This window comes from Streptomyces sp. Ru73 (genome assembly GCF_002920575.1).
Lineage (GTDB): Bacteria > Actinomycetota > Actinomycetes > Streptomycetales > Streptomycetaceae > Streptomyces.
The window spans coordinates 98,452-117,588 of the sequence record NZ_PQSQ01000007.1 but is presented as its reverse complement, the minus strand read 5'-3'; the positions used below and the strand labels follow the sequence as shown (position 1 = coordinate 117,588).

Genomic DNA, 19,137 nt, shown 5'->3' with positions numbered 1-19,137 from the left:
CCGGGAGCCACTTCTGACGCACGCCCCAGCGGCCTTCGCACCATGGCCGCTGAGCTGAGCACGCTCACCTGCACCGGTCTGAGTACGAGAGCGGTTGCCCGCCGCGCGCGGTGCCGGAAAGCTCAACGCATGCGCCGACTGCTGCTGCTCGCCCCGCTGTTGCTGTTCACCGCCGGCTGCGGGCTGACGCAGCCCTCCGAGGGCGAGGCGGCGGACGCCGCACGGGAGAGGCACGATGGCGGCGGCCGCACCGACCGCAAGCCTCTCGTACCCGCAACGCGCCCCTGGCGACCGCCTCAAGAGCGATCGGGATGGACTCGCGGCGAGCGCAATCACTGTCACGATCCCACTGGAGCGAGAGCGGGCAACCACCCAGAGCACCACGGGGAAGCGAATCCGTCAGCACGAACGAGCGTCACCGTGAGCAGCGTGGTGCGCAGGCGGGTCTCCCCGCCGGGGACGGGGGCTCCTCGGCCGAAGTCGTCAGACCTCGTGACCGGCCAACGAGCCGCGCGGTCATCGGTACCGGCATCGGGGTCAGGGGGCACCGAGGAACTCTGAGCAGTGTATGCATCGCTTCGTCGCCCGGCGTGCAGTGTTGCCTGCCGAGGCCTGGAGCGGTGCTCCTTCGCTGATGCGAGTCCAGGTGGCCGCGTCCGCGCCGGAGACCCAACCCCACCCTGCTTCGTCGAGGGGGCCGTCGACGTAGTGCACGCAGGCGCCGGGGATGTGCGCCATGTCCGTAGGCGAGATGAGTACCTTGTCGAACGAGAAGTCCGGCCCTGCCGTCGGGCCTGTCCGGCGGGGGTCGAGCGCCTTCGGCGCACTTCCATCGGCCGGGCAGGAACAGCCCATCCCAATGGTCATCTCGCAGCGTTCGCACAGCTTCTCGGGCACGGTGCAATATTGCCACGGCACGGTGCAGACCGTGACACCTTGACTTCACGGTGACGTGACGGGGCGTAACGTGCGCCGGGCGGCCGGTGCCGGGCACGTACGGCCGCCCGTCGTGAGGCACAACACGAGCCGACTGTCCGTTTGGTGTCGGGGGCGCCAAACCGGTCAGCAAGGCGGGGAGCTTGCTGCAGGCGGTCGGTCGTAGCCGTCGGCGGCGAACACGTGCCGGGGTGATGGTGAGGGCTGCGCTGCGCAGGGGCTTGTCACCGGCCCGGGGCCTTGTCGGTCGACCGGTGGCGAATGCGCCGCGCAGGTCCAGCCCTGCTCCCAGTACGCTTCTGCGTTTCTTCGGCCGCCCATTGGTGTGTACGTGATGTGAGGGCCTGGGGCTCACGACGGTTGCTCTTCGAAGCTAGGGGGGTGTACGGCGACTGGAACAGGGCGCATCGAACTCATCCGTGCGCCCCGTCCCGCTCGCGCGTCCGCCTTCCGAAGCGCGCCACGACGGCCTCATGATGTGCGGATCGCCGGCGCCAACCTGCGGCTTGGTAGGCGCGGGGCTTGAGGTGCGGCGGCCCGGCTCGACGCCGATGTGTGCGGAAGTGCTGTGTCGGCAGGGGGCGGAAGGCCGTCGCGTCACACGGACGTTGCGCGGGGAGATACGAGCGGTCACATGGACAGAGTCGTCAGGGGGGCACATGCGATGGAGACAGCCGTCAGACGAGGTAATGGAGAAGCCGCAGAAGGACTGCGAACAACTGCAGCGCCTGGATGACCCGACGGTCGGGTTGGCCGCGTTGTCCAGGGAGATCACGCAGAGTCGCCTGAAGATCCAGGAGAACATCCAGACGGGAGTCACCGGGCTGCGCGAGGAGAATCGCGAGGTGCGCCGGCGCCAGGACCGGATGATCAGCGACCTGAACGAGACGCGGACTGAGCTGCGGCAGCTCTTGGCCCTCCTCGACGGGGTGAAGAAGGTGGCGCTTCCCCAAGCCGAGGGCCGGGACGGACAGGACCACGACGGGAAGGAGCCGCCTGAAGGCGCAGCCCACCGTGAACAGGTTGCAGGCGGCGCGCCTGCAGCTGAGGGTGCCGCAGCGGATCAGCAGGCCGGGAACGACAGCGACCAGCAGGGGGGCGTCATGGAGGACACCGCGCAGCAACCGGAGCCCCAGGACGAGGGCGGGCAGGAACGGGCGCTCAAGGCCACGATCGAGGCCGCTTACCGCGCCACACAGGTATCCGGACAGGCTGAACCCGCCACACCGAAGGGCTCCGAGGGCCGGTCCGAGGACCCGAGAGTCGCTCATGGCGTGCTGCTGCTCAAGGCCGCCGGCGTAGCCTCCGCCGAGCTCGTCGCCCATCGCGACACCTGGGAGTGGCTGGCCGCCCTGGCCGTGCGCCACTGCCACTTCCGCACCCCGCCGGCGGTGGAGGACATCGGGGAAGGGCGCATCCAGACCGTCCTGTCCGGACGCTCCCTGATCGCGCTGCTGATCGAGCTGTGGAACACCCGCTCCGCCGCCACGATGCTGGAGGCCGACTGGGCACTGGCCGCGACCGCGTACAGCCGCCTGGCGGCCGGACTCACCGACATCACCGGGCAGGGAAAGATGATCCGCATCGTCTTGGGCGACGGTCTTCCCCCAGACACCGACGTCTGAGCGCATCGCGGGAGGCGCGCTGGGCCGCCGACGGGCGGTCTCCAGTTTCCCGTCCCGAGCCTGCGGCAGCGGGCGCGGGCGACCGGCCGGTCGCCCGCGCCCGCTCCGTCGCTTCCGCCCTGGCGCTGGTTCCTTCTCCCTCGGTGAGAGGAAGCGCGCAGCCTTACGCGCATCAGCGCCAGGGGATGTTCAGCCAGGGGCTGGCGGGGTCGGTGGTGAGAATGCGGTGCACGGTGACCATGTCCTCGTACCAACTCCCGAAGTCCTCCTCGTCGAAGTGCAGGCAGCGTCCGAGGATGAAGGCGGCGGAGAAGTCCTCCCAGGAGCGGTAGTTGGCGGCCACCGCGCGGCCCGCCTGGACTACGGCGTGTTCCGCCTCGTCCAGTGTGCAGAAGCGAGCGGCCACACCCCAGCGGGCCATGCATGAGGCCCGCCCGAAGTCCCAGGCTTCCACTGTGCGCACAAAGCGGCCCTCGGCCAGCAGCCCGTCCGCCCGGAACCGGGCCTCGTACCGGGCGATCCGCCCGATCAGCCGCTGCACGCCCGCGATCTCGGCCGCCACGTCGGCTTCGTCGACCGGCTCGGCCTGGGTCACGCCCTCGGGGCTGATGCGGACCGCGGCGGCGCGTGCCTCGGCGTTGCGCCGGATAGTGCGTGCGGCCACCTGTTTCCAGTGGTCGACCTCCACCGGCCCGGCGAAGTCCAGCGCGAGGGAGCGCCGGATGCTGAGTGCGCACTCCCAGACGGCGCTGACCATGTCGGCGCGCAGCAGCCGGTTTTGTGCGTCCAGCCAGCCCGCTCGGTCGGTGATGCCCCACCATCGCGAAAGGCTCCGCTGTTCGGCCGCGTACCCCATCCCGTGGAAGGCCAGTGAGTTCCACAGCTGGCGATTGTTGACCATCAGGTGCGCTCCGCAGGCCAGCCCGAAGGCCACCGCGCCCTGGAGAGGCCCGCCCACCGACAGACCGCGCAGCGCGCGCTCGCGGTCGGGTGAGCCGACCACCGGTGCGGTGTGCCGCAGCCACAGTGCGCGGTTTTCGGATGCGGTGGGGAAGTACGCCTCGCAGGGGCTGCCGGGGTTGATGGCCATCCACTGCCCACGGCCCTCGTGCCAGGTCTCGGCGAACCACTCCAGAGGATCGGAATGGAAGACCAGATCCCCTCCATCGGGAGCGGGCAGCATGCCCTCGGTGTACAAGGCGAGGCACCGCGCCTGCAGCCGGGGATCCCAGTACGGGCTGAAGTGCACCCGTCCGGGGTGTGCGTCGACCCACGCACGAGACTCGGCGAAGTACAGATACGAACGCGCCAGCACATCGAAGTACGCGCCCCAGTCCCCCCGCAGCTTCGCGTCGTACAGCTGCTGCTCGATCCCGCTGGGCGCCTGCCAGCCCGTGCCCTGTGCCGGTAGCCCTTGTGGCCCGCCGTGCGCGCCGGACCAGGCTGCGGCCGGCGCGGCACCCTCCCCGTTCGTCCATGCCATGAACGGAAGCTTATCGATCACCTATGACGAGCAGCCGCGCAGGCGGCCGGCGCCACCTGCTCCCCATCTGCCTGCCGGAGGCGGCACACGCCAGGGCCAGAGCACGGGAGCAGGCGGCGCCGGTCCTGAGGGAACGGGACTGCACGGTCCCTTCGCCGCGGAGTGCGAGGACTGGGCCGGGCGTCCGGTCACCTTCGCTGTCACCACGCTCATACGCGAAGGGGGCAACGTGGTGACAGAAACCGCTCGCCGCGGTTGGGCCTGGTCGGGCCCGCTAGCCGGGACGGCGTACCCTGCACCGCTTCCCGCGTGCGTTATCGCATGTCGGCCGGGCGTTCCTCGCCCTCGAAGGGGAAGCGGCGGCGGAAGTCGTCGGCCGCGTCCTCCAGGGTGCAGAAGCTGACGCCCTCGTGGCCGGAGACGTAGGCGATGAAGCGCTCCAGCATCAGCAGGACCTGGGGGCGGCCGCTGACGTCTGGGTGGAGGGTGATGGGGATGACGGCGTAGTCCAACTCCCGGTGCACCCAGTCGAACTGGTCCTTCCAGTCCTGTTCCAGGGCGCGCGGGCTGACGTAGCCGTGGCTGTTGTGGCTGTGCTTGTTGAACATCATGGGCGGCAGGTCGTCGACGTACCAGTTGCCGCAGAACTCGACCAGGTCCACTTCGTGACCGTGCACGAGGGGCTTCATCCAGTCCTTGGCGTCGGCGGTGTAGTCGATCTTCGTCCAGCTGTCGCCGACGCGGGCGTAGAAGGGGGTGAAGTCCCGGTAGTTCTGGGAGTGGTCGTAGGAGAAGCCGTACTTGTGGAGCAGGGCCGCGGTGTGGGCGGACATCTCCCACCACGGGGCGACGTAGCCGCGCGGCTTGCGGCCGGTCCAGGACTCGATGAGTTCGACGCTCTTGGCGAGGACGTCCTCCTCCTGCTGCGGCGTCATCGCGATGGGGTTCTCGTGCGAGTAGCCGTGCGCGCCGATCTCGTGGCCCGCCGCGACGATCATCTCGGTCTGCTTGGGGAACGTCTCGATGGAGTGCCCCGGTATGAACCAGGAGGTACGGATGCCGTGCCGCTCGAAGAGCTTGAGCAGGCGCGGGGTGCCGATCTCGCCGGCGAAGACGCCGCGCTGGATGTCGTTCGGGGAGTCCTCGCCCCCGTAGGAGCCGAGCCAGCCGGCGACGGCATCCACGTCCACACCGAGTGCGATCTTGATGTCCTTGGTCATGTGCTGTCCTTCTGTCGTCTCGGCGAGTGGCCGGTGGGTCAGTGGGTGTCGAGGGCGGTCTGCAGACGGGCTACGGCGTCGGCCACGGCCGCCGTGTCGCGGCCGGTCCAGTCGCGTTCGGTCATGCTGTGTACGGAGACCCAGCCGGCCATGGCACCGTCGCGTTCCACGGGCGCCAGCAGCTGGGCGTTGACTCCGTACACGTCGATGAGCGCCTGCGGCGGACGCGGGTCGGCGCGGAAGTGGGACTGGACCAGTGGGGCGCGGTGGCGTTCCAGCCACTCCACGGTGTTGAGGCGGCGCTGGTCGAGGGAGGCGTCGCGGCGGATGGACCGTACGCCCTCCCCCAGCGCCTCGCCCGCGGTGAGGTTCACGTGCAGTCCGCGTGCGGGCAGGTCCACCCGGAAGGTGGTGCGGTCGGCTCCGGTGGCGGCGAGCAGCTCGGTGAGGGTTTCCTGGAAACGGGCGCGCAGGCTGCCGGAGCGCAACAGGTCGCCGTGACCGGTCAGCGCAGGGTGGGCACCCGCCAGGTCGAGGGCCTGCCACAGGGTGGCGGCGACCGAGTCGAACACCGGTATTCCCAGGGCCGGTTCGAGGTCGGCGGCGGGGCGGGCGCCGTACACATTGGTGCAGACGACGGCTACGGCGTGCACGGCCGCGTGTTTGTCCGCGCGCACGTTCCCGGCCGCGGCCTCGATCTGCCGGGCGACCTCGGGCTGCGGGACGCGGGCGAAAGCCTCGTTCTCGCTGATGCCGAGCGGTTCGGCGAGCTCGCAGGCGATGCTTTCCTTAGCGTACGTCTGCACGATCCGCTCGGCGACCTCCGCCGTGTACGGCAGGGCGAGCCCGAGTCGGGTCACACCGTACGCGGCACACGCGTCGAGGAGCGCGAGTGTGGAGGTGGTGGCGGGGATGCCGGTCTCCGCGGTGATCGCCTCGCACAGCCCGCGGTCGCGGTCGACGCCGAGCCAGGAGCCTGAGGTGCCGTTCCACGCGATGACGTCGACGCGTGCGTCGGCGAGCTGCCGGGCCGCGGCGAGCATGGGTGCGGGATCGAACTGGGCGTCCGAGCCCGAATCGAGCGCGATCCGGGTGACGGGGACGCGCGCGAAGTGCGCGGTGGCCGCGCCGCTGTCGTGCAGCAGATCGTAAGTGACCGGCTCCAGACAGGTGTTGGAGGACGGGGTGAGCATCCCGATGCGTACCGCCCTGCTCATGCGTCCTGCCGTGCTCATGCGTCCTGCCGTGCTCAAGCGTCCTGCCGTGCTCAAGCGTCCTGCTGTGCTCGTGCGTACTGCTGCACTCCTGCTTGCCGCTGTGTGCGCCTGACGGGAAGTCATCGGACGGCCGGCCTCCTGCTGTAGTCGAGGGCGAGGGACGAGGCGGTGAAGAGGACTCCGGCGCCGACGAAGTAGAGGAGCGCCCAGGTGTAGGAGCCGGTGCCGCCGACGATGAAGCCGACGGCGATGGGGGTGACGATGCCCGCGATGTTTCCGGCGAGGTTCATGGCACCGCCCACGACGCCGGCGTTGGCGCGCCCGCCGAGGATGGACGGCAGCGACCAGAAGAGGCCCGCCCAGCGGAGGAAGAACAACACACCGGACAGCAGGAGTACGGCGGTCAGGGCGTCGGGGACGAGTACCACACCGAGCAGTCCGGCGACGACCGCGGCTCCGGCGACCCCCATGAGCGTACGCATGACCTTGTTGGCGCCCGCGCCCCTGGACCGCCAGTGGTCGGCGAGCCAGCCGCCGATGAGTTCGCCGGCGAAGCCCGAGCCGAAGATGGCCAGGGTCGACCAGCCGATGGTCTTGATGTCGAAGCCCTTGGATTCGGAGAGATAGAGCGGGCCCCAGGTGAGCAGGCCGTAGAAGACGCCGTTGAAGCCCATCCAGCCCAGGCACATCGCCCAGAACGAGCGGTGCTTGAGGTAGGGACGCAGACCGGCGCGTTCGTCGCTGCCGGGCGCCTCGGCGTCCTCCTCGGCGTGTGCGCGCTCGATGTACGCGGCTTCCGCCTCATTGACGCCGGGGTGGGCGCGCGGGGTGTTGCGGATGTACCAGTGGGCGAGGAGGCCCACAGCCACGGTGGCGACGCCCGCGATGACGAAACTGATCCGCCAGCTGCCGGTCCAGGCGATGAGGGCGGAGATGATGATGCCGCCGAGGGCAGCGCCGAGCGGGGCGCCGCCGTCCAGGAGCACGGCGCCGCGGCCGCGCTCCTTGGCGGGCAGCCACTGGGCGTTGAGCTTGCCGCCCGCGGGCATCACCGGTGCTTCCACGACGCCGAGCAGCAGCCGGTAGCCGAGCAGCGAGCCCGCCCCGGTGGAGGCGGCGGTGGCGGCCTGGGCGAGGCCCCAGCCGACGCAGGCGCCGGAGGCCATGACGCGCGGGCCGAACCGGTCGATGAGCCAGCCGGCGGGGATCTGCATCAGGGCGTACGTCCAGAAGAACGCGCTCAGCACGAAACCGGTGGTTTCCTTGCTCAGCCCCAGGTCATCGGTGATGAGGGGCAGGGCGACGGAGACCGAACCGCGGTCGATGTAGTTGAGTGCGACGACCCCGAGGAGGAGCAGGAACATCTTCCAGCGGACCCGGCTGGGCCGGCCTTCGCGGGTCTCTCTGCCGGGGGAAACGGCGGCCCGTCCGGCCGCGGGTGAACTCATGGTGACCCTCGATTCGGCATGGCGGGGTACAGCAGTTCAGGTAGCTTCACCACGCGCACGACCTCGGCGTTCCGCGCTATGGCATACCAAATGATGGGGACGCCTCAGAGGGCCGTCAAGGGTTTGGTATACCGTAATGAGGACTTAGGAGGGGCTCATGAGCCGGAACACCACGCAACCCGCCGCCTCTCTCACGGGGACGGCATGGTTGCGCGATCAGGTCTGCGAGGACCTGCGCGACCGCATCATCACCGGGCGCCTGGCACCGGGCGACCGGCTCGTCGAACGGGACCTGGCCGAGGAGTTCGGCGTCTCCCGGGTGCCGGTGCGCGAGGCCATCCGCATCCTGCTCAGCGAGGGTTTCCTCACCGCCGCCTCGCCGCGCCGCATCGTCGTCAAGAGCCATGACCGCAAGGACGTGGAGAACCTCTTCGACCTGCGCGAGGCGCTGGAGGTCCTGGCCGTCCGGCGAGCCGCCGAACGCGCCGACGCCGACGGGCTCGCCACGCTGGCCCGCCTGCTGGAGAACGCCCGCCGCGCCACCCTCTCCGGCAAACCGGAACGCATCTCGCGCGCCAACGCCGCCTTCCACCACCAGATCATGGAACTCGCCGACAACGAGCTGCTGGCCACCACCGTGGAACCCCTGGAGGGCCGGCTGCGCTGGCTCTTCCAGCAGATCGACGAGCCGGGCACCCTGTGGGAAGAGCACCGCCAGCTCCACGAGGCCATCGCCGCACACGACGCCGAGGCCGCAGCCGCCGCCTCATTGAGCCACGTACGGCACTACCGGGACGTGGCGCTGCGGATGCTGTTCGGGGGGTAGGGCGGGGCGGGCCCACGTTCGTAGGCCGGTTCACCACCGCAATGCCGCTGGTGGCCGGCCAGGGCCTTCGCCCGAGGGCCTGCGCACGCTTCACATGGGACTTCGACGTGCGCGCCGCGACATCACCCTGCTCCCCTCCTGGGTCATACCTGGTGGTGTCTTCGGGCAGACACAGGGCCGCGGTGCCCGGTCGCCGGTCCGTTGCCCCTCGCCGCCTGCAACGCACTTACAGGCTGGTTCACGGGGATGGCGGCACGCGCTTGTGCTCGATTCTGAACCAGCCCTCGGGAGTCACGCGGTAGTGGTCCCCGTCGTCCGCGTCCATCCGCGAGTGGCCGTGCACATGCACCACTTCCCCCTCGATGCCGTAGGTGAAGCCGCCCATCATGCCGACCACAGGGAAGAAGATCTTCATATTCAGCCCCTCCGTCAACGGCTCGAGCGGCGGCAACAGGTGCTCGATCTCCTCGAAGCAGCGGCCGGTCCGCTCCCGCAACAGTGCATGGAAGTGATGCTCCAGTGCCTGTGCAGGAGAGGGAAGCCGCCGCACCACGACCGGCTCCAAGAGATCCAGCAAATGCGTGTGCCCCTCCGCCCGTGCGATGTCCACCGCGCGCCGCCCGTCCCGGGTGCGCTGCGTACGCCAGGCACCGTGCGCGATCAGCCGGGAGACGACGGCGAAATCCGCGCCATGCCAGGCCGCCTGGTGCAGCGGGGCAAAGCCGGTACGGTTCCCGGGCCGGGGGAGGTTGACCCATCCCGGTTGCCTCTCCAACTCCTCGAAAAGGCCGTCCCAGTCGGCGTCCCTGGCCATGTCCGAGAAACGGTCCCGCTTCTCCCGGTACCACTCGCCGAAGCGCTCGCGGTCGGTGAGGCCATCCCATTCCATGCTGATCATTCATACACGCTAGCCGCCTTGGCCGCGACACCACGGCGGTCCGGCAGCGCCGGAAACACCGGGCGACGGGAGCCGTGCCATCCGGCAGGCCCAGTCGCAGCCAGTGCAGCAGAGTCGGAAGGAATTTATGGCCCGGCGTACAAGACGACGGGAGTGCACGCACGCAGCGTCCGCCCAGCGGGGCCTGGGCTCGGGTCGAAACTATGCCGTCCGCATCCTCACCCGGACCTGCGTCGTGGAGGAGCCCGAGCGGTGATCTCTGCGACAAGATGCCGCTTGTACCTGGCCGCTGACACCGGCCTTTGGGGCGTAGCCCCGCAGAGCCCCGGTTACGCGGTTCTGTGATCAGCGCGCGCTGGGGCTACTGCCGCGGGTTCGGAACGACCACGTCACGCTCGGTCAACCAGGCGGTCAGCTCTCCCAGCCGCAGGAGCGGGAGCTGGCCGGACCAGCGACTCCAATCCAGCCCGCCGCCCGCGTGATGTGTCAGGACGCCCAAGACCGCACCTCGTTCACCTCGCACCGTGAAGCTCACATCGCCGGGGCACATGCAGGTGAGGGGGGCGGCCGTGAGATCGACCTCCAGGAGACCGGCCACCTCGGCGATCTCCTCAGCGCTCCCCACCATGACCGACCGGCCGCTCGCCTCATGGTGCCGAGGGGCCACTTCGATCGAGCGGGCGGCCGCCCAGAGAGCGTCCACATGTCTCAGCGGCGCTGCGTCCACGCTTTACCCCTGTCTCAGGGCGACGGGTAGCGCGTCACCGATGCGATCTTGCACCGCATGCCCGTGCCGGCCTTCTGCAGACCTTGGGCTGTCGTCCGCGCCTTCTGCCCCGCCTTGAGGTTGTTCTCCGCGGCCAGCCCCGTACCGACCCGCGTACCGTCCGCCTCGACGAACTCAATGGTGGCCATGTAGTTCGACTCCTGGTCGGTGCGGTTCGTGATCGTCACCTTCGCGGCCGGCCACCCGGTCAGCGGATCGACCGCACATGAGTCGATCTTCACGTCCCCCTCAGCACCGGCCTCGGTCGCGGAAGGCTCCGGCGTGGCCGAGGGCGAAGGTGCCTCGGTGCTCGGCGTAGCGGAGTGGGACGGCGTGGCCCTGTGCGCCGTGTACCGGGAGCCGGATGTGCTCGGCAGCATGCAGCCGGTCAGTACGAACACCCCGGCCGCCACACCGACGGCAGCAAATCTTATACGCATGATCCCCCCACGGAACACACCAGATGAGGGAGTAACCGTACGAGCCGGACGGAGCGATGGGTAGAGGTGTGACTATGTCGTGATCATTCCGCCGCAGACCAGATGTCGGACACCTAACGGGCACTGGAGGTCGGTCTTCGCGCAGGGCTGCAACCGCGTCTTTCCGACAGGCTGCCTGTGGGGTGGTTTGCTGATGGTGACGAGGAGGCCGGGCAGGACTCATGAGAGGCGAGGAGTCCTACCTGCGGACCGCGGCACGTGGCGCGGGTGCTTGACCGCGGCCCTCTATCCGTGTCGTGCCACGGCGGGAACCGGCTATCTCGTGGCACGCACCACGTGGCGTCGCGTCGCTCCCCCGGCTGTGAGGGGGATGCAGAGCGGCCATCGGCCCAGCCTGAGCGAACCGCCCAGCCCCGAGCCGCCCTCATGCCCGGCCGGTCGGCAACAGCCCACTGACCCAGCAGCCGATAAAAAGGACCCCAAGTACCTCTCCCGCCCCAGGACTTCGTGGGATTATGTCAGGAGTGCGTGGGTGAAGGGCGAGGCCGGGGCGCGTGGTGGGGAGGCGGGGCGGGCGCGGGGCGGTGGGGCTGGTTTCGGGCACTAGGGGGAGGGTGACAGATTGGCCGTGCCGACGGAACGCCCGCAGGGCGTCAAGGACATCGTCCGTCTGTTCAACGAGTGCCGGGCGCGCGGGCAGGGTGACCGGGAGCTGCCCGTCCTCACGCTGCTCGGCAGGCGGGGCAGCGGCAAGACGACCACGCTGCGGTGGCTGGGGTATCTGGCCTCCAACAGGCCCAATGCCTTCTACGACTTCGCCTCGGCCGTGCCCAAGCGGCCGCATGAGGTCGCGGCCCGGCTCGCCCTCGGCCTGTCCTACCGCCTGCCCCGCCAGCCCGCCGTCCACTTCCCCCGGCTGGCGCTCGGGCTGCTCGTGGTGCGCGCCGGCCTCACGCTCGACAGCGCGGACGCGCGGCGCGCACGGGCCGAGCTGAAGCGGGCCCTGCGGCAGGCGAAGGAGAGCACCGAGGTCTACGAGAGGGCCAACGGGGTCATCGAGGGGGTCGGGCTCCTGCAGGACCTGAACGTGGTGCAGCTGCCCGGCCTCGACCTCGTGCTGAAGCTCGTCCAGTTCAGCCTGCCCAAGCTGCCCGTCACCGTGATGTGGCGTACCGGGCTGACCTGGTACAACGACAGCCCGAACCGGCCGGTCGACGCGCTCATGAAGCTCAACGAGCTGGCCGGGAGCGAGGCGCCGGCGGACGTGGCGGAGGTCGACCGGCTGCTGTGCGGTGCGTTCCTGGCGGATCTGCGTGATCACTACGCCCGGCATCAGCGCGACAAGGAGTGTGTCGTGCTGCTGGACAACATCGATGCGCCGCAGGGCCGTACCTTCCTCGACCTGCTGGTACGCATCCGTGAGGTGAACGCGTCGTCGGGCGTGGAAGGCGATCCGCTGCTCGTCGTCGCGACCGCGGCCAACGCGCTCAGCGTGCCCGCCCCGTACGCGCCGGGCTCCCCGGCCGAGCTGCGCATCCGCACCCCGGAACAGGCCTCGTACGCCGACTGGCAGGAGAGCATTCCGCGTCCCGCGTCGACCACCAAGTGGCGGTGGTATCCGGTCCAGCTGCGTGACCTCACCGAGCCCGAGGTCGCCACGCTGGCCGAGCAGGCGGCGTCCGCCGTGGTCCACGCGACACCGCTGATCCACCGTCTCTCCTACGGGCATCCCTGGAGCGCGCGGTGCCTGCTGGACACCACGTACGCGATCGTGGTCGAGCGCGGTGGCGGGGCCGCCGAGCTGCGCCACATCCTCGAGCACTCTCCACCGCTCCCCCGCGCGGACGGCACAACCGCGGGCAGCGGCACGGGGAGTTCGGCGGATGCGGGGGAGCACGCGGCGCTGGACGAGGCGGCCCGCCAGTACCTGCTGTGCGATCTGACCGAGGGTCAGCGGGCGGCGCTCGTGGTCTGCTCCGCCGGGCGCACCTTCGACTCCGCCGTGGACGCCGGACTCCTGGAGGAGTACGACCAGCTCACCAAGGACACGCTGCGCAGGGACATCGACGCCCGGCTCTGGCTGGTTCCGCCGGTCCCCGAGGACGCCAACACCCGAGGCGGCCAGGGCAGTGGTTACCTGGAGCACTGCCGGGCCCCGGAGGAGAGCGAGCCGACCGGTGTGCTCCATCCGTGGCTGCGGCTCGTACTGCTCCAGGCGCTGGCCCGGCACGACCCGGAGGGCCCCTCGGGCTGGGTCACCATCCACACGGCCCTGCGCGACTGGCACCGGCGCGAACCGCAGAACCGGCGGCACCGGCTCGACGCCCTCTACCACTCGCTGGCCCTCAACGACCTGGATCAGGTGGTCGCCCACCTCGCCGCGCAGTTCACGCGGCTGCCCAGCACCGACGAGTGGCTGTACGAGCTGTACGCCATCACCGCCGCGCCCATGCTCCTCCCGGTGGCCCCGCGGCAGGGCGGAGAGCGGGACTCCTCGCCCTCCGGCCGGGTCCGCGAACTGGCCAGGGACCTGGCGCCCGAAGCCTTCGTCACGCACTGGGCGCTGACCATGCTCGTGACCGCCCTGTGGCTGGCCGCCGATCCGCGCAACCGCGTGGCGCACACCACTCCCGAACTCAACTCCACCATCGCAGCCATGTTCCACACACTTGCCGCCCTGCCTCACAGCGGTGCCGCCGGGCTCCTCAGAGAGGCCGAGCGGTACGAACCACGGCCGTGACAGCGCGAGGTACGCACCACGGCACTGCCCACGTGAGGTACGGACCACGACCCCGACCAGTGAGGTACGAGCCCCGGCCCTGACAGCGTCCACCGGCCGAGACAGGAGACGACAGCACGATGGCGACGACGCACGTACAGGACCGGCCCGACGACACTCCCCCCGTTCCGCGGTGGCGGTACGTCGCCGCCGTGATCGCCGCCCTGCTCCTCGTCGGCGGGGGCACCCTGTTCTTCCTGCGGCCCGAACCCACCGACTGCGCCGAGGGCGTGAAGAAGTTCGAGGCCGCGGGCGGGACGCGGTGTGTCGGTCTCACCGACGGCAGCTTTGCCTTCACCGAGGACCTGCGCGAGGTGTCCCGCAGCATCGAGAAGGAGAACCGGTGGGTCGCCCGCGAAGCCGCCGAGCCGGACGGCACGCCCTACGTCAGCGTCGTGTACCTCGTGGGCATGGACCCGGGGAGGGGGGACAGCAACACCCCCGAGTCCGTACGCCATGAGCTGGAGGGGGCGTACACCGCTCAGTACGAGGTGAACCACCGCCGGGGCCACGGTCACACTCCCCGGATCAGACTCCTGCTCGGTGACACCGGGGACGAGAAGGCGCACCGCGACTACACCCTCGGCCAGGTCAAGGCACGCCGGGACACCGACCGCATCGTCGCGGCCGCCGGACTCGGCACCAGCCTCAAGGACACCAAGGCGATGATCTCCGAGCTGAGCAGGCTGGACATCGCGGCCTTCGGTTCCGTCATCACCTCCGACGAGCTGGAGAAGTCCGACGGTCTGGTGCGGGTCGCCGCGCCGAACGCCGACGAGGCGGCCGCCGCCGTACAGTTCCTCGATTCGAAGAAGTACCGCCGGAGCAAGGTGCTCATCGTCCAGGACGCCAACAAGGACGACCTCTACACCAAGACGCTCGCTGCCAGGTTCGGTGCGGAGCTGCCGAAGGACCGGCTCGTCGCTCCGGAGCCGATGCAGTTCGACTCCTCCAAGTCCCAGCTCGCCACCTACTTCAGCAACCAGATGGCCAATCTGTGCCTGGGACATCCCGGCATCGTCTACTTCGCCGGCCGCGGCCGCGATCTGCCGGACTTCCTCGCGCCGCTCGCCAACCGGCAGTGCAAGGCCGACCAGATCACCGTTCTGTCGGGTGACGATGTGTCACAGGCCGCGCAGTCGGCCGGCTTCAACGACGTCAAACAGGCGCTGCAGAACGGGAACATCAAGCTCCTGTTCACCGGGCTCGCCCACCCCGGGGCCTGGGCGAAGGCGCCGCAGTACTTCGTCAAGAACGCCATCGTGCCCTTCCAGGCGGGCGGCACCTTCACCACGACGTTCAAGGACGACAGCCTGGACGACGGGCAGGCCATCATGGGGTACGACGCCGTCCTCACCGCCGTCACCACGATCAGGAAGGCCGTTCCCCTGGAGAACTCCCACCAGGAGATCAAGCGCGATGCCGTGCTGCAGATGCTGACCACGCTCAACGGCACCAACGCGATTCCCGGGGCCAGCGGCTGGATCTCGCTGCAGAACAACGGCAGCCCCAAGAACAAGGCCATTCCCATCATAGAAATCGCCAGCAACGGCGAGACGCGGACCGTCGGCGTCACCTCCAGCGGCACCGGCGACGGCGGTCCGTACACCCCCGAGTGAGGCCCTGTGCCGGTGCGGCCCCGTTCCCGTCCGCCGGGAAGGGGGCCGCCGTACGCCGTCAGCGCGCAGCAGGCTGCCGCCGGGTCGACGCGCGCGGCCGGAAGCGGGCCTTGGTGCGCCGGGGCGCGACGGTGTCCTCCCCTGCGATGAGGGCCTGCAGGAGGTCCAGCAGGGCGCCCGCGCTCTCGACCGGGTTCAGCTCCAGCGCGGAGATCGCCGGCCGGCTGTTGCGTGCGTGCTCCGAGTCGGAACCGGCCGCCACCATCGTGTGCTCCGGCACCCGGACCCCTCGTGCCATCAGCCCCTGCTGCACTCCGGCCGCGTGCCGCCCGGTGAGGCAGAAGACGGCCTCCGGCACACCGTCGTCGACGATCCGCCCGGCCAGGGCCGCACCCCCGTCGACACCCGCGCGTTCGGGCAGTTCGTAGAGCCGGGGCGGGACGTGCCGCTCGGCGCACCACTGCAGGTAGACGTCCTGGTGGTCGAGGTTCCAGGCGTTGGGGTCGGTGCCGCGTACGAGGGCGATGCTGCGGGCGCCGGCGGCCTGCAGGTGGGAGAGGACCAGGCGCGCGGAGGCCGCGTCGTCCTCGGAGGCCCAGTGCCGGAAGTCCGGCCGGCCGGGGACGCCGCCGTACGTCACGTACCGGATGCCGCGCTGTTCCAGCAGGGCGATGACCGGGTCGTCGACGTGCGGGTTGGTGACGATGTAGCCGTCCATGGAGAAGGTCAGCGGCGGTACCGGCACCCGCGTCAGGTCCGGTACGAGCATCAGGCTCAGGCCGCGGGCCAGGGCCTGTGAGGCGGCCGCGCCCACGAACCGCTCGAAGACGTCCACGCCGGCCGGGGCGTAGTCGCCCAGCGCGTCCAGGGAGCGGAGCACCAGGCCGACCGCCCCCATCGTGGAGCTGCGCAGGCCGCGGGCGAGTGCGTCGGCCGTGTAGCCCATCTCGTCCGCGACACCGCGGATGTGCTCCCGGGTGGCCGCGCTCAGCGTGCCCTTGTCGTTGAGGGCGTGCGAGACCGCGGTGATCGAAACACCTGCTCTGCGCGCGACGTCCTTGATGGTGATGCCCCGCGTGCGTGCCATGGCGCCGCCCGAAGTCCGCAACGAATATGTCCGCCGGGCATTGTATAAAACGTTTTACCTTCCTAGCGTGATCCGCGCCGCGCCCCACTCGTGGGCAGCGGCACCGGGCGCCCACTCATCACCCCGCGCAGGACGCGGACACCGCGTACGCCGTGCAATCGGCGGGACCGCGTACGTCCGCGCGCCTGCAGCCTGGAAGGACACACGTGGAACTGCACACCCTCAAGACCGTGACGGTCGACCCGCGGGAGCGCGGAGCGCTGCTCGGCACCCGGTTCGGCGCCCAGGTCCGGCGCGTCGCGCAGCTGTACCTGGACCACTTCGCGGTGCTCGGCGTCCCGGCGGAACGGGTCCGCGAGCTCGCCGAACGCAGCCATGCGGCCCTGCGGGCGTGGGCGCCTGGCCTGGCCGAGGAGTCGGACGCCTGCGCCGACGCGGCAGACATCGAGCGCTGGCAGGTGGCCGCGGTCGGCGCCCGTACCGAAATCCTCGCCACCTGTCCGCCGGCCGGTGCGGGCGAGTGCTCGACCGCGGTGTTCGCACCCGTCGGGGCCGTGCCGGAGACGGTGCAGACCTGGGACTGGCACGACCTGCTCGTGCCCGAGGCGCTGCTGCACGAGCTGAGCCCGCGCGCGGGACGTACGGTGAAGCTCTTCACCGAGTTCGGTGCCGCGGGGAAGATCGGGGTGAACAGTGCCGGGCTCGGCGTGCACTTCAACATCCTCTTCCACGCCTCCGACGGTGCGTCAGGTACCGGCGGCGGGGTCCCCGTGCACGCGATCGCGCGCCGCATCCTCGATGCCGCTGACACCCTCGACGAGGCGCTGGCGGTGGCGTCATCGGCGCAGGTCAGCGCGTCGACCTCGCTCACCGTCGTCACCCGCGGCGGCGGTGCGGCGAGCCTCGAGCTCTCCCCCGCCGGGCTCGCGGTGGTCCCGGCCGACGCGCAGGGCTGGCTGCTGCACACCAACCACTTCCTCGACGCCGGGCTGGGCGCCGGTGACGTCTGCCCGGCCGACTCCTCGACCGCGGAACGCCACGCACATCTGCGTACGGTCCGCGCCGCGATGCCGGGGCTGGCGCCGGCCGAGCGGGCGAAGGCGCTGTGCGGTGACGCCGGCGCCGACGCGGTGGTCTGCATGCGGCCGGACGCGGCGAAGGCGCCGCACGAGCAGTGGGGCACGCTCCTCACCATCGGTCTCGACGTCGGCCGGTGCGCGATCGACTACCTGGCCGGCACGCCGGACGAAACCGCGAAGCGCGGCCTCGCGCGCTTCTGACCCTCACCGGCCACCGACCGGCCGGACCTCGCCCCCGCCTTCCCCTCCCCCGAAGGACCCGCCATGACGGACACGGCCCGCCCCGGCCAGGAAAGACCGACCGAGACCCGCACTACGACTCCCCTCACCACGGGCGCACGCGCCTTCTTCATCTCCGGTTTCGGGACGGCGCTGGAGTTCTACGACTTCATCATCTACGGCCTCGCGGCCGCGCTCGTCTTCCCGAAGCTCTTCTTCCCCGGCTTCGATCCCACGGTGGGCACCCTCGTGGCGTTCGCGGCCTTCGGCAGCGGATTCATCGCCCGCCCGCTCGGCGGCATCGTGATCGGCCACTTCGGCGACCGGATCGGCCGCAGGGCCATGCTGGTGCTCACACTGCTGGTCATGGGAGGCAGTACCTTCCTCATCGGCTGCCTGCCTACCTACCGGACCGTCGGCATCACCGCGCCGGCCATGCTCATCGCCCTGCGCCTCGTACAGGGCTTCGCGGCCGGCGGCGAGTGGGGCGGCGCCTCCCTCTTCGGCATCGAGAACGCACCGGAGGACCGGCGTGGCCTGTGGGGCAGTTTCACCAGCGCCGGAATCGGCATCGGCAGCCTCTTCGGCACGGGCGTGTTCTCACTGATCACGCTGCTGCCGCAGGACCAACTGGACGGCTGGGCATGGCGGTTGCCGTTCTGGCTGGGCGGCCTGCTGGTCCTGGTCGGCGTCGTGGCCCGCAGCCGCATGCCTCAGGAGGAACGCCGTACGGAGCCCGTGCCGCGGGTGCCGATCCTCGACTCCATCAAGCGGCACCCGCGCCGGATGCTGCTGGCCATCGGCGTGGCGTTCGGCTACAACACACTGGCCTACATCGGCACGATCTTCACCGTGACGTACGCCGAGGAGCGCGGCTACAGCCACACCGAGTCGCTGCTGCTCCAGGTCGCGGGTTCCCTGGCCTTCACCATCGCCGTACCGGTCATGGCCCTGCTCTCCGACCGGACCGGCCGCAAGCCGGTGGTGGTCCTCGGCACGCTCGCGTACGCGGCGTTCTTCTTCGCGTACTTCCCCATGGTCGACGGGCACGTCCTGCTGCTGGCCACCCTCGCCTATGTTCTGGTCAACGTGCTGATGGCCGCGCCGCAGGGCTGCATCCCGGCCTTCCTCGGCGAGCAGTTCCCGAGCACCACGCGCTACTCCTCCCTCTCCGCCACATACCAGACCGGCGCCGCCCTGGGCGGCGGCACGGCGGCCACCACCGCGACCGCCCTCTTCCTCGCCTTCGACGGCAACCCGATCGGCGTCGGCCTCTACTCCGCCGCGGCCGCTCTCGTCCTGACGCTCTGCGCGTGGGGCCTCCGCGAGACGCACCGACAGCCGACGGCCGAACTGGGCACACCCACGGGCCCGAGCGCGGCTCCGGGCAGGGGGAAACTGGCGGGTGACTGAGCGTCATACAGGGGCTGCGGACGCCGCGCCATCGGCTTGGTGGCGTGGCGGTCGGGGGCGACTTGCCGGCAACGACTGGCTC

14 protein-coding genes are annotated in these 19,137 nt (G+C 70.3%); 6 read left to right on the top strand and 8 right to left on the bottom strand.

The annotated features are described in order from the left end of the window. Window positions 1-1,625: 1,625 nt before the first annotated feature. Window positions 1,626-2,561: a hypothetical protein gene (locus tag C3486_RS05385; protein ID WP_103831402.1), complete on the top strand. Its 936-nt coding sequence runs from the start codon at window positions 1,626-1,628 to the stop codon at window positions 2,559-2,561. Between the two features lie 172 nt (window positions 2,562-2,733). Here the strand turns inward: C3486_RS05385 and C3486_RS05380 are convergent, their stop codons facing one another. From C3486_RS05380 to C3486_RS05365, 4 genes are all read right to left on the bottom strand, one after another. Then, a complete protein-coding gene (locus tag C3486_RS05380) occupies window positions 2,734-4,044 on the bottom strand; it encodes a DUF1266 domain-containing protein (protein WP_103831401.1) in 1,311 nt (436 codons plus the stop codon). 314 nt (window positions 4,045-4,358) lie between these two features. Next, window positions 4,359-5,264, bottom strand: a complete 906-nt coding sequence (locus C3486_RS05375; RefSeq protein WP_103831400.1) for a polysaccharide deacetylase — start codon at window positions 5,262-5,264, stop codon at window positions 4,359-4,361. Window positions 5,265-5,302: 38 nt separating this feature from the next. Further along, window positions 5,303-6,499, bottom strand: coding sequence for an aspartate/glutamate racemase family protein (locus C3486_RS05370; RefSeq protein WP_103831399.1), 1,197 nt, complete (start codon window positions 6,497-6,499; stop codon window positions 5,303-5,305). A gap of 101 nt (window positions 6,500-6,600) precedes the next feature. Beyond that, window positions 6,601-7,929, bottom strand: a complete 1,329-nt coding sequence (locus tag C3486_RS05365; RefSeq protein WP_103831398.1) for an MFS transporter — start codon at window positions 7,927-7,929, stop codon at window positions 6,601-6,603. A 157-nt stretch (window positions 7,930-8,086) separates the two neighbouring features. Here C3486_RS05365 and C3486_RS05360 point away from each other — a divergent pair, with 157 nt between their 5' ends. Next, window positions 8,087-8,755, top strand: coding sequence for a GntR family transcriptional regulator (locus C3486_RS05360; RefSeq protein ID WP_103831397.1), 669 nt, complete (start codon window positions 8,087-8,089; stop codon window positions 8,753-8,755). Between the two features lie 238 nt (window positions 8,756-8,993). Here the strand turns inward: C3486_RS05360 and C3486_RS05355 are convergent, their stop codons facing one another. The 3 genes from C3486_RS05355 to C3486_RS36900 form a co-directional block, all read right to left on the bottom strand. Continuing rightward, window positions 8,994-9,653: an ankyrin repeat domain-containing protein gene (locus C3486_RS05355; protein ID WP_103831396.1), complete on the bottom strand. Its 660-nt coding sequence runs from the start codon at window positions 9,651-9,653 to the stop codon at window positions 8,994-8,996. A 361-nt stretch (window positions 9,654-10,014) separates the two neighbouring features. Further along, on the bottom strand, window positions 10,015-10,380 hold the full coding sequence (locus C3486_RS05350; protein WP_146074965.1) for a hypothetical protein: 366 nt from the start codon (window positions 10,378-10,380) through the stop codon (window positions 10,015-10,017). Between the two features lie 14 nt (window positions 10,381-10,394). After that, on the bottom strand, window positions 10,395-10,661 hold the full coding sequence (locus C3486_RS36900) for an FxLYD domain-containing protein (protein WP_146074964.1): 267 nt from the start codon (window positions 10,659-10,661) through the stop codon (window positions 10,395-10,397). Window positions 10,662-11,487: 826 nt separating this feature from the next. Here C3486_RS36900 and C3486_RS05340 point away from each other — a divergent pair. After that, window positions 11,488-13,599, top strand: coding sequence for a hypothetical protein (locus C3486_RS05340; protein WP_146074963.1), 2,112 nt, complete (start codon window positions 11,488-11,490; stop codon window positions 13,597-13,599). Window positions 13,600-13,718: 119 nt separating this feature from the next. Then, window positions 13,719-15,257 (top strand): ABC transporter substrate-binding protein, encoded by a 1,539-nt coding sequence (locus C3486_RS05335; protein ID WP_103831392.1) that lies wholly within the window; start codon window positions 13,719-13,721, stop codon window positions 15,255-15,257. Window positions 15,258-15,315: 58 nt separating this feature from the next. Here C3486_RS05335 and C3486_RS05330 read toward each other — a convergent pair whose 3' ends face one another. Beyond that, window positions 15,316-16,344 (bottom strand): LacI family DNA-binding transcriptional regulator, encoded by a 1,029-nt coding sequence (locus tag C3486_RS05330; protein ID WP_103831391.1) that lies wholly within the window; start codon window positions 16,342-16,344, stop codon window positions 15,316-15,318. Between the two features lie 206 nt (window positions 16,345-16,550). Here C3486_RS05330 and C3486_RS05325 point away from each other — a divergent pair, with 206 nt between their 5' ends. Together C3486_RS05325 and C3486_RS05320 are read left to right on the top strand one after the other, a co-directional pair. Continuing rightward, window positions 16,551-17,624, top strand: coding sequence for a C45 family peptidase (locus C3486_RS05325; protein ID WP_103831390.1), 1,074 nt, complete (start codon window positions 16,551-16,553; stop codon window positions 17,622-17,624). 63 nt (window positions 17,625-17,687) lie between these two features. Beyond that, window positions 17,688-19,055 (top strand): MFS transporter, encoded by a 1,368-nt coding sequence (locus C3486_RS05320; protein ID WP_103831389.1) that lies wholly within the window; start codon window positions 17,688-17,690, stop codon window positions 19,053-19,055. The last annotated feature ends 82 nt before the right edge of the window (window positions 19,056-19,137 follow it).

Coding starts and splice junctions, on each gene's coding strand:
- C3486_RS05385 (WP_103831402.1), top strand. CDS start 1,626: ATGGAGAAGCCGCAGAAGGACTGCGAACAACTGCAGCGCCTGGATGAC.
- C3486_RS05380 (WP_103831401.1), bottom strand. CDS start 4,044: ATGGCATGGACGAACGGGGAGGGTGCCGCGCCGGCCGCAGCCTGGTCC.
- C3486_RS05375 (WP_103831400.1), bottom strand. CDS start 5,264: ATGACCAAGGACATCAAGATCGCACTCGGTGTGGACGTGGATGCCGTC.
- C3486_RS05370 (WP_103831399.1), bottom strand. CDS start 6,499: ATGAGCACGGCAGGACGCATGAGCAGGGCGGTACGCATCGGGATGCTC.
- C3486_RS05365 (WP_103831398.1), bottom strand. CDS start 7,929: ATGAGTTCACCCGCGGCCGGACGGGCCGCCGTTTCCCCCGGCAGAGAG.
- C3486_RS05360 (WP_103831397.1), top strand. CDS start 8,087: ATGAGCCGGAACACCACGCAACCCGCCGCCTCTCTCACGGGGACGGCA.
- C3486_RS05355 (WP_103831396.1), bottom strand. CDS start 9,653: ATGATCAGCATGGAATGGGATGGCCTCACCGACCGCGAGCGCTTCGGC.
- C3486_RS05335 (WP_103831392.1), top strand. CDS start 13,719: ATGGCGACGACGCACGTACAGGACCGGCCCGACGACACTCCCCCCGTT.
- C3486_RS05330 (WP_103831391.1), bottom strand. CDS start 16,344: ATGGCACGCACGCGGGGCATCACCATCAAGGACGTCGCGCGCAGAGCA.
- C3486_RS05320 (WP_103831389.1), top strand. CDS start 17,688: ATGACGGACACGGCCCGCCCCGGCCAGGAAAGACCGACCGAGACCCGC.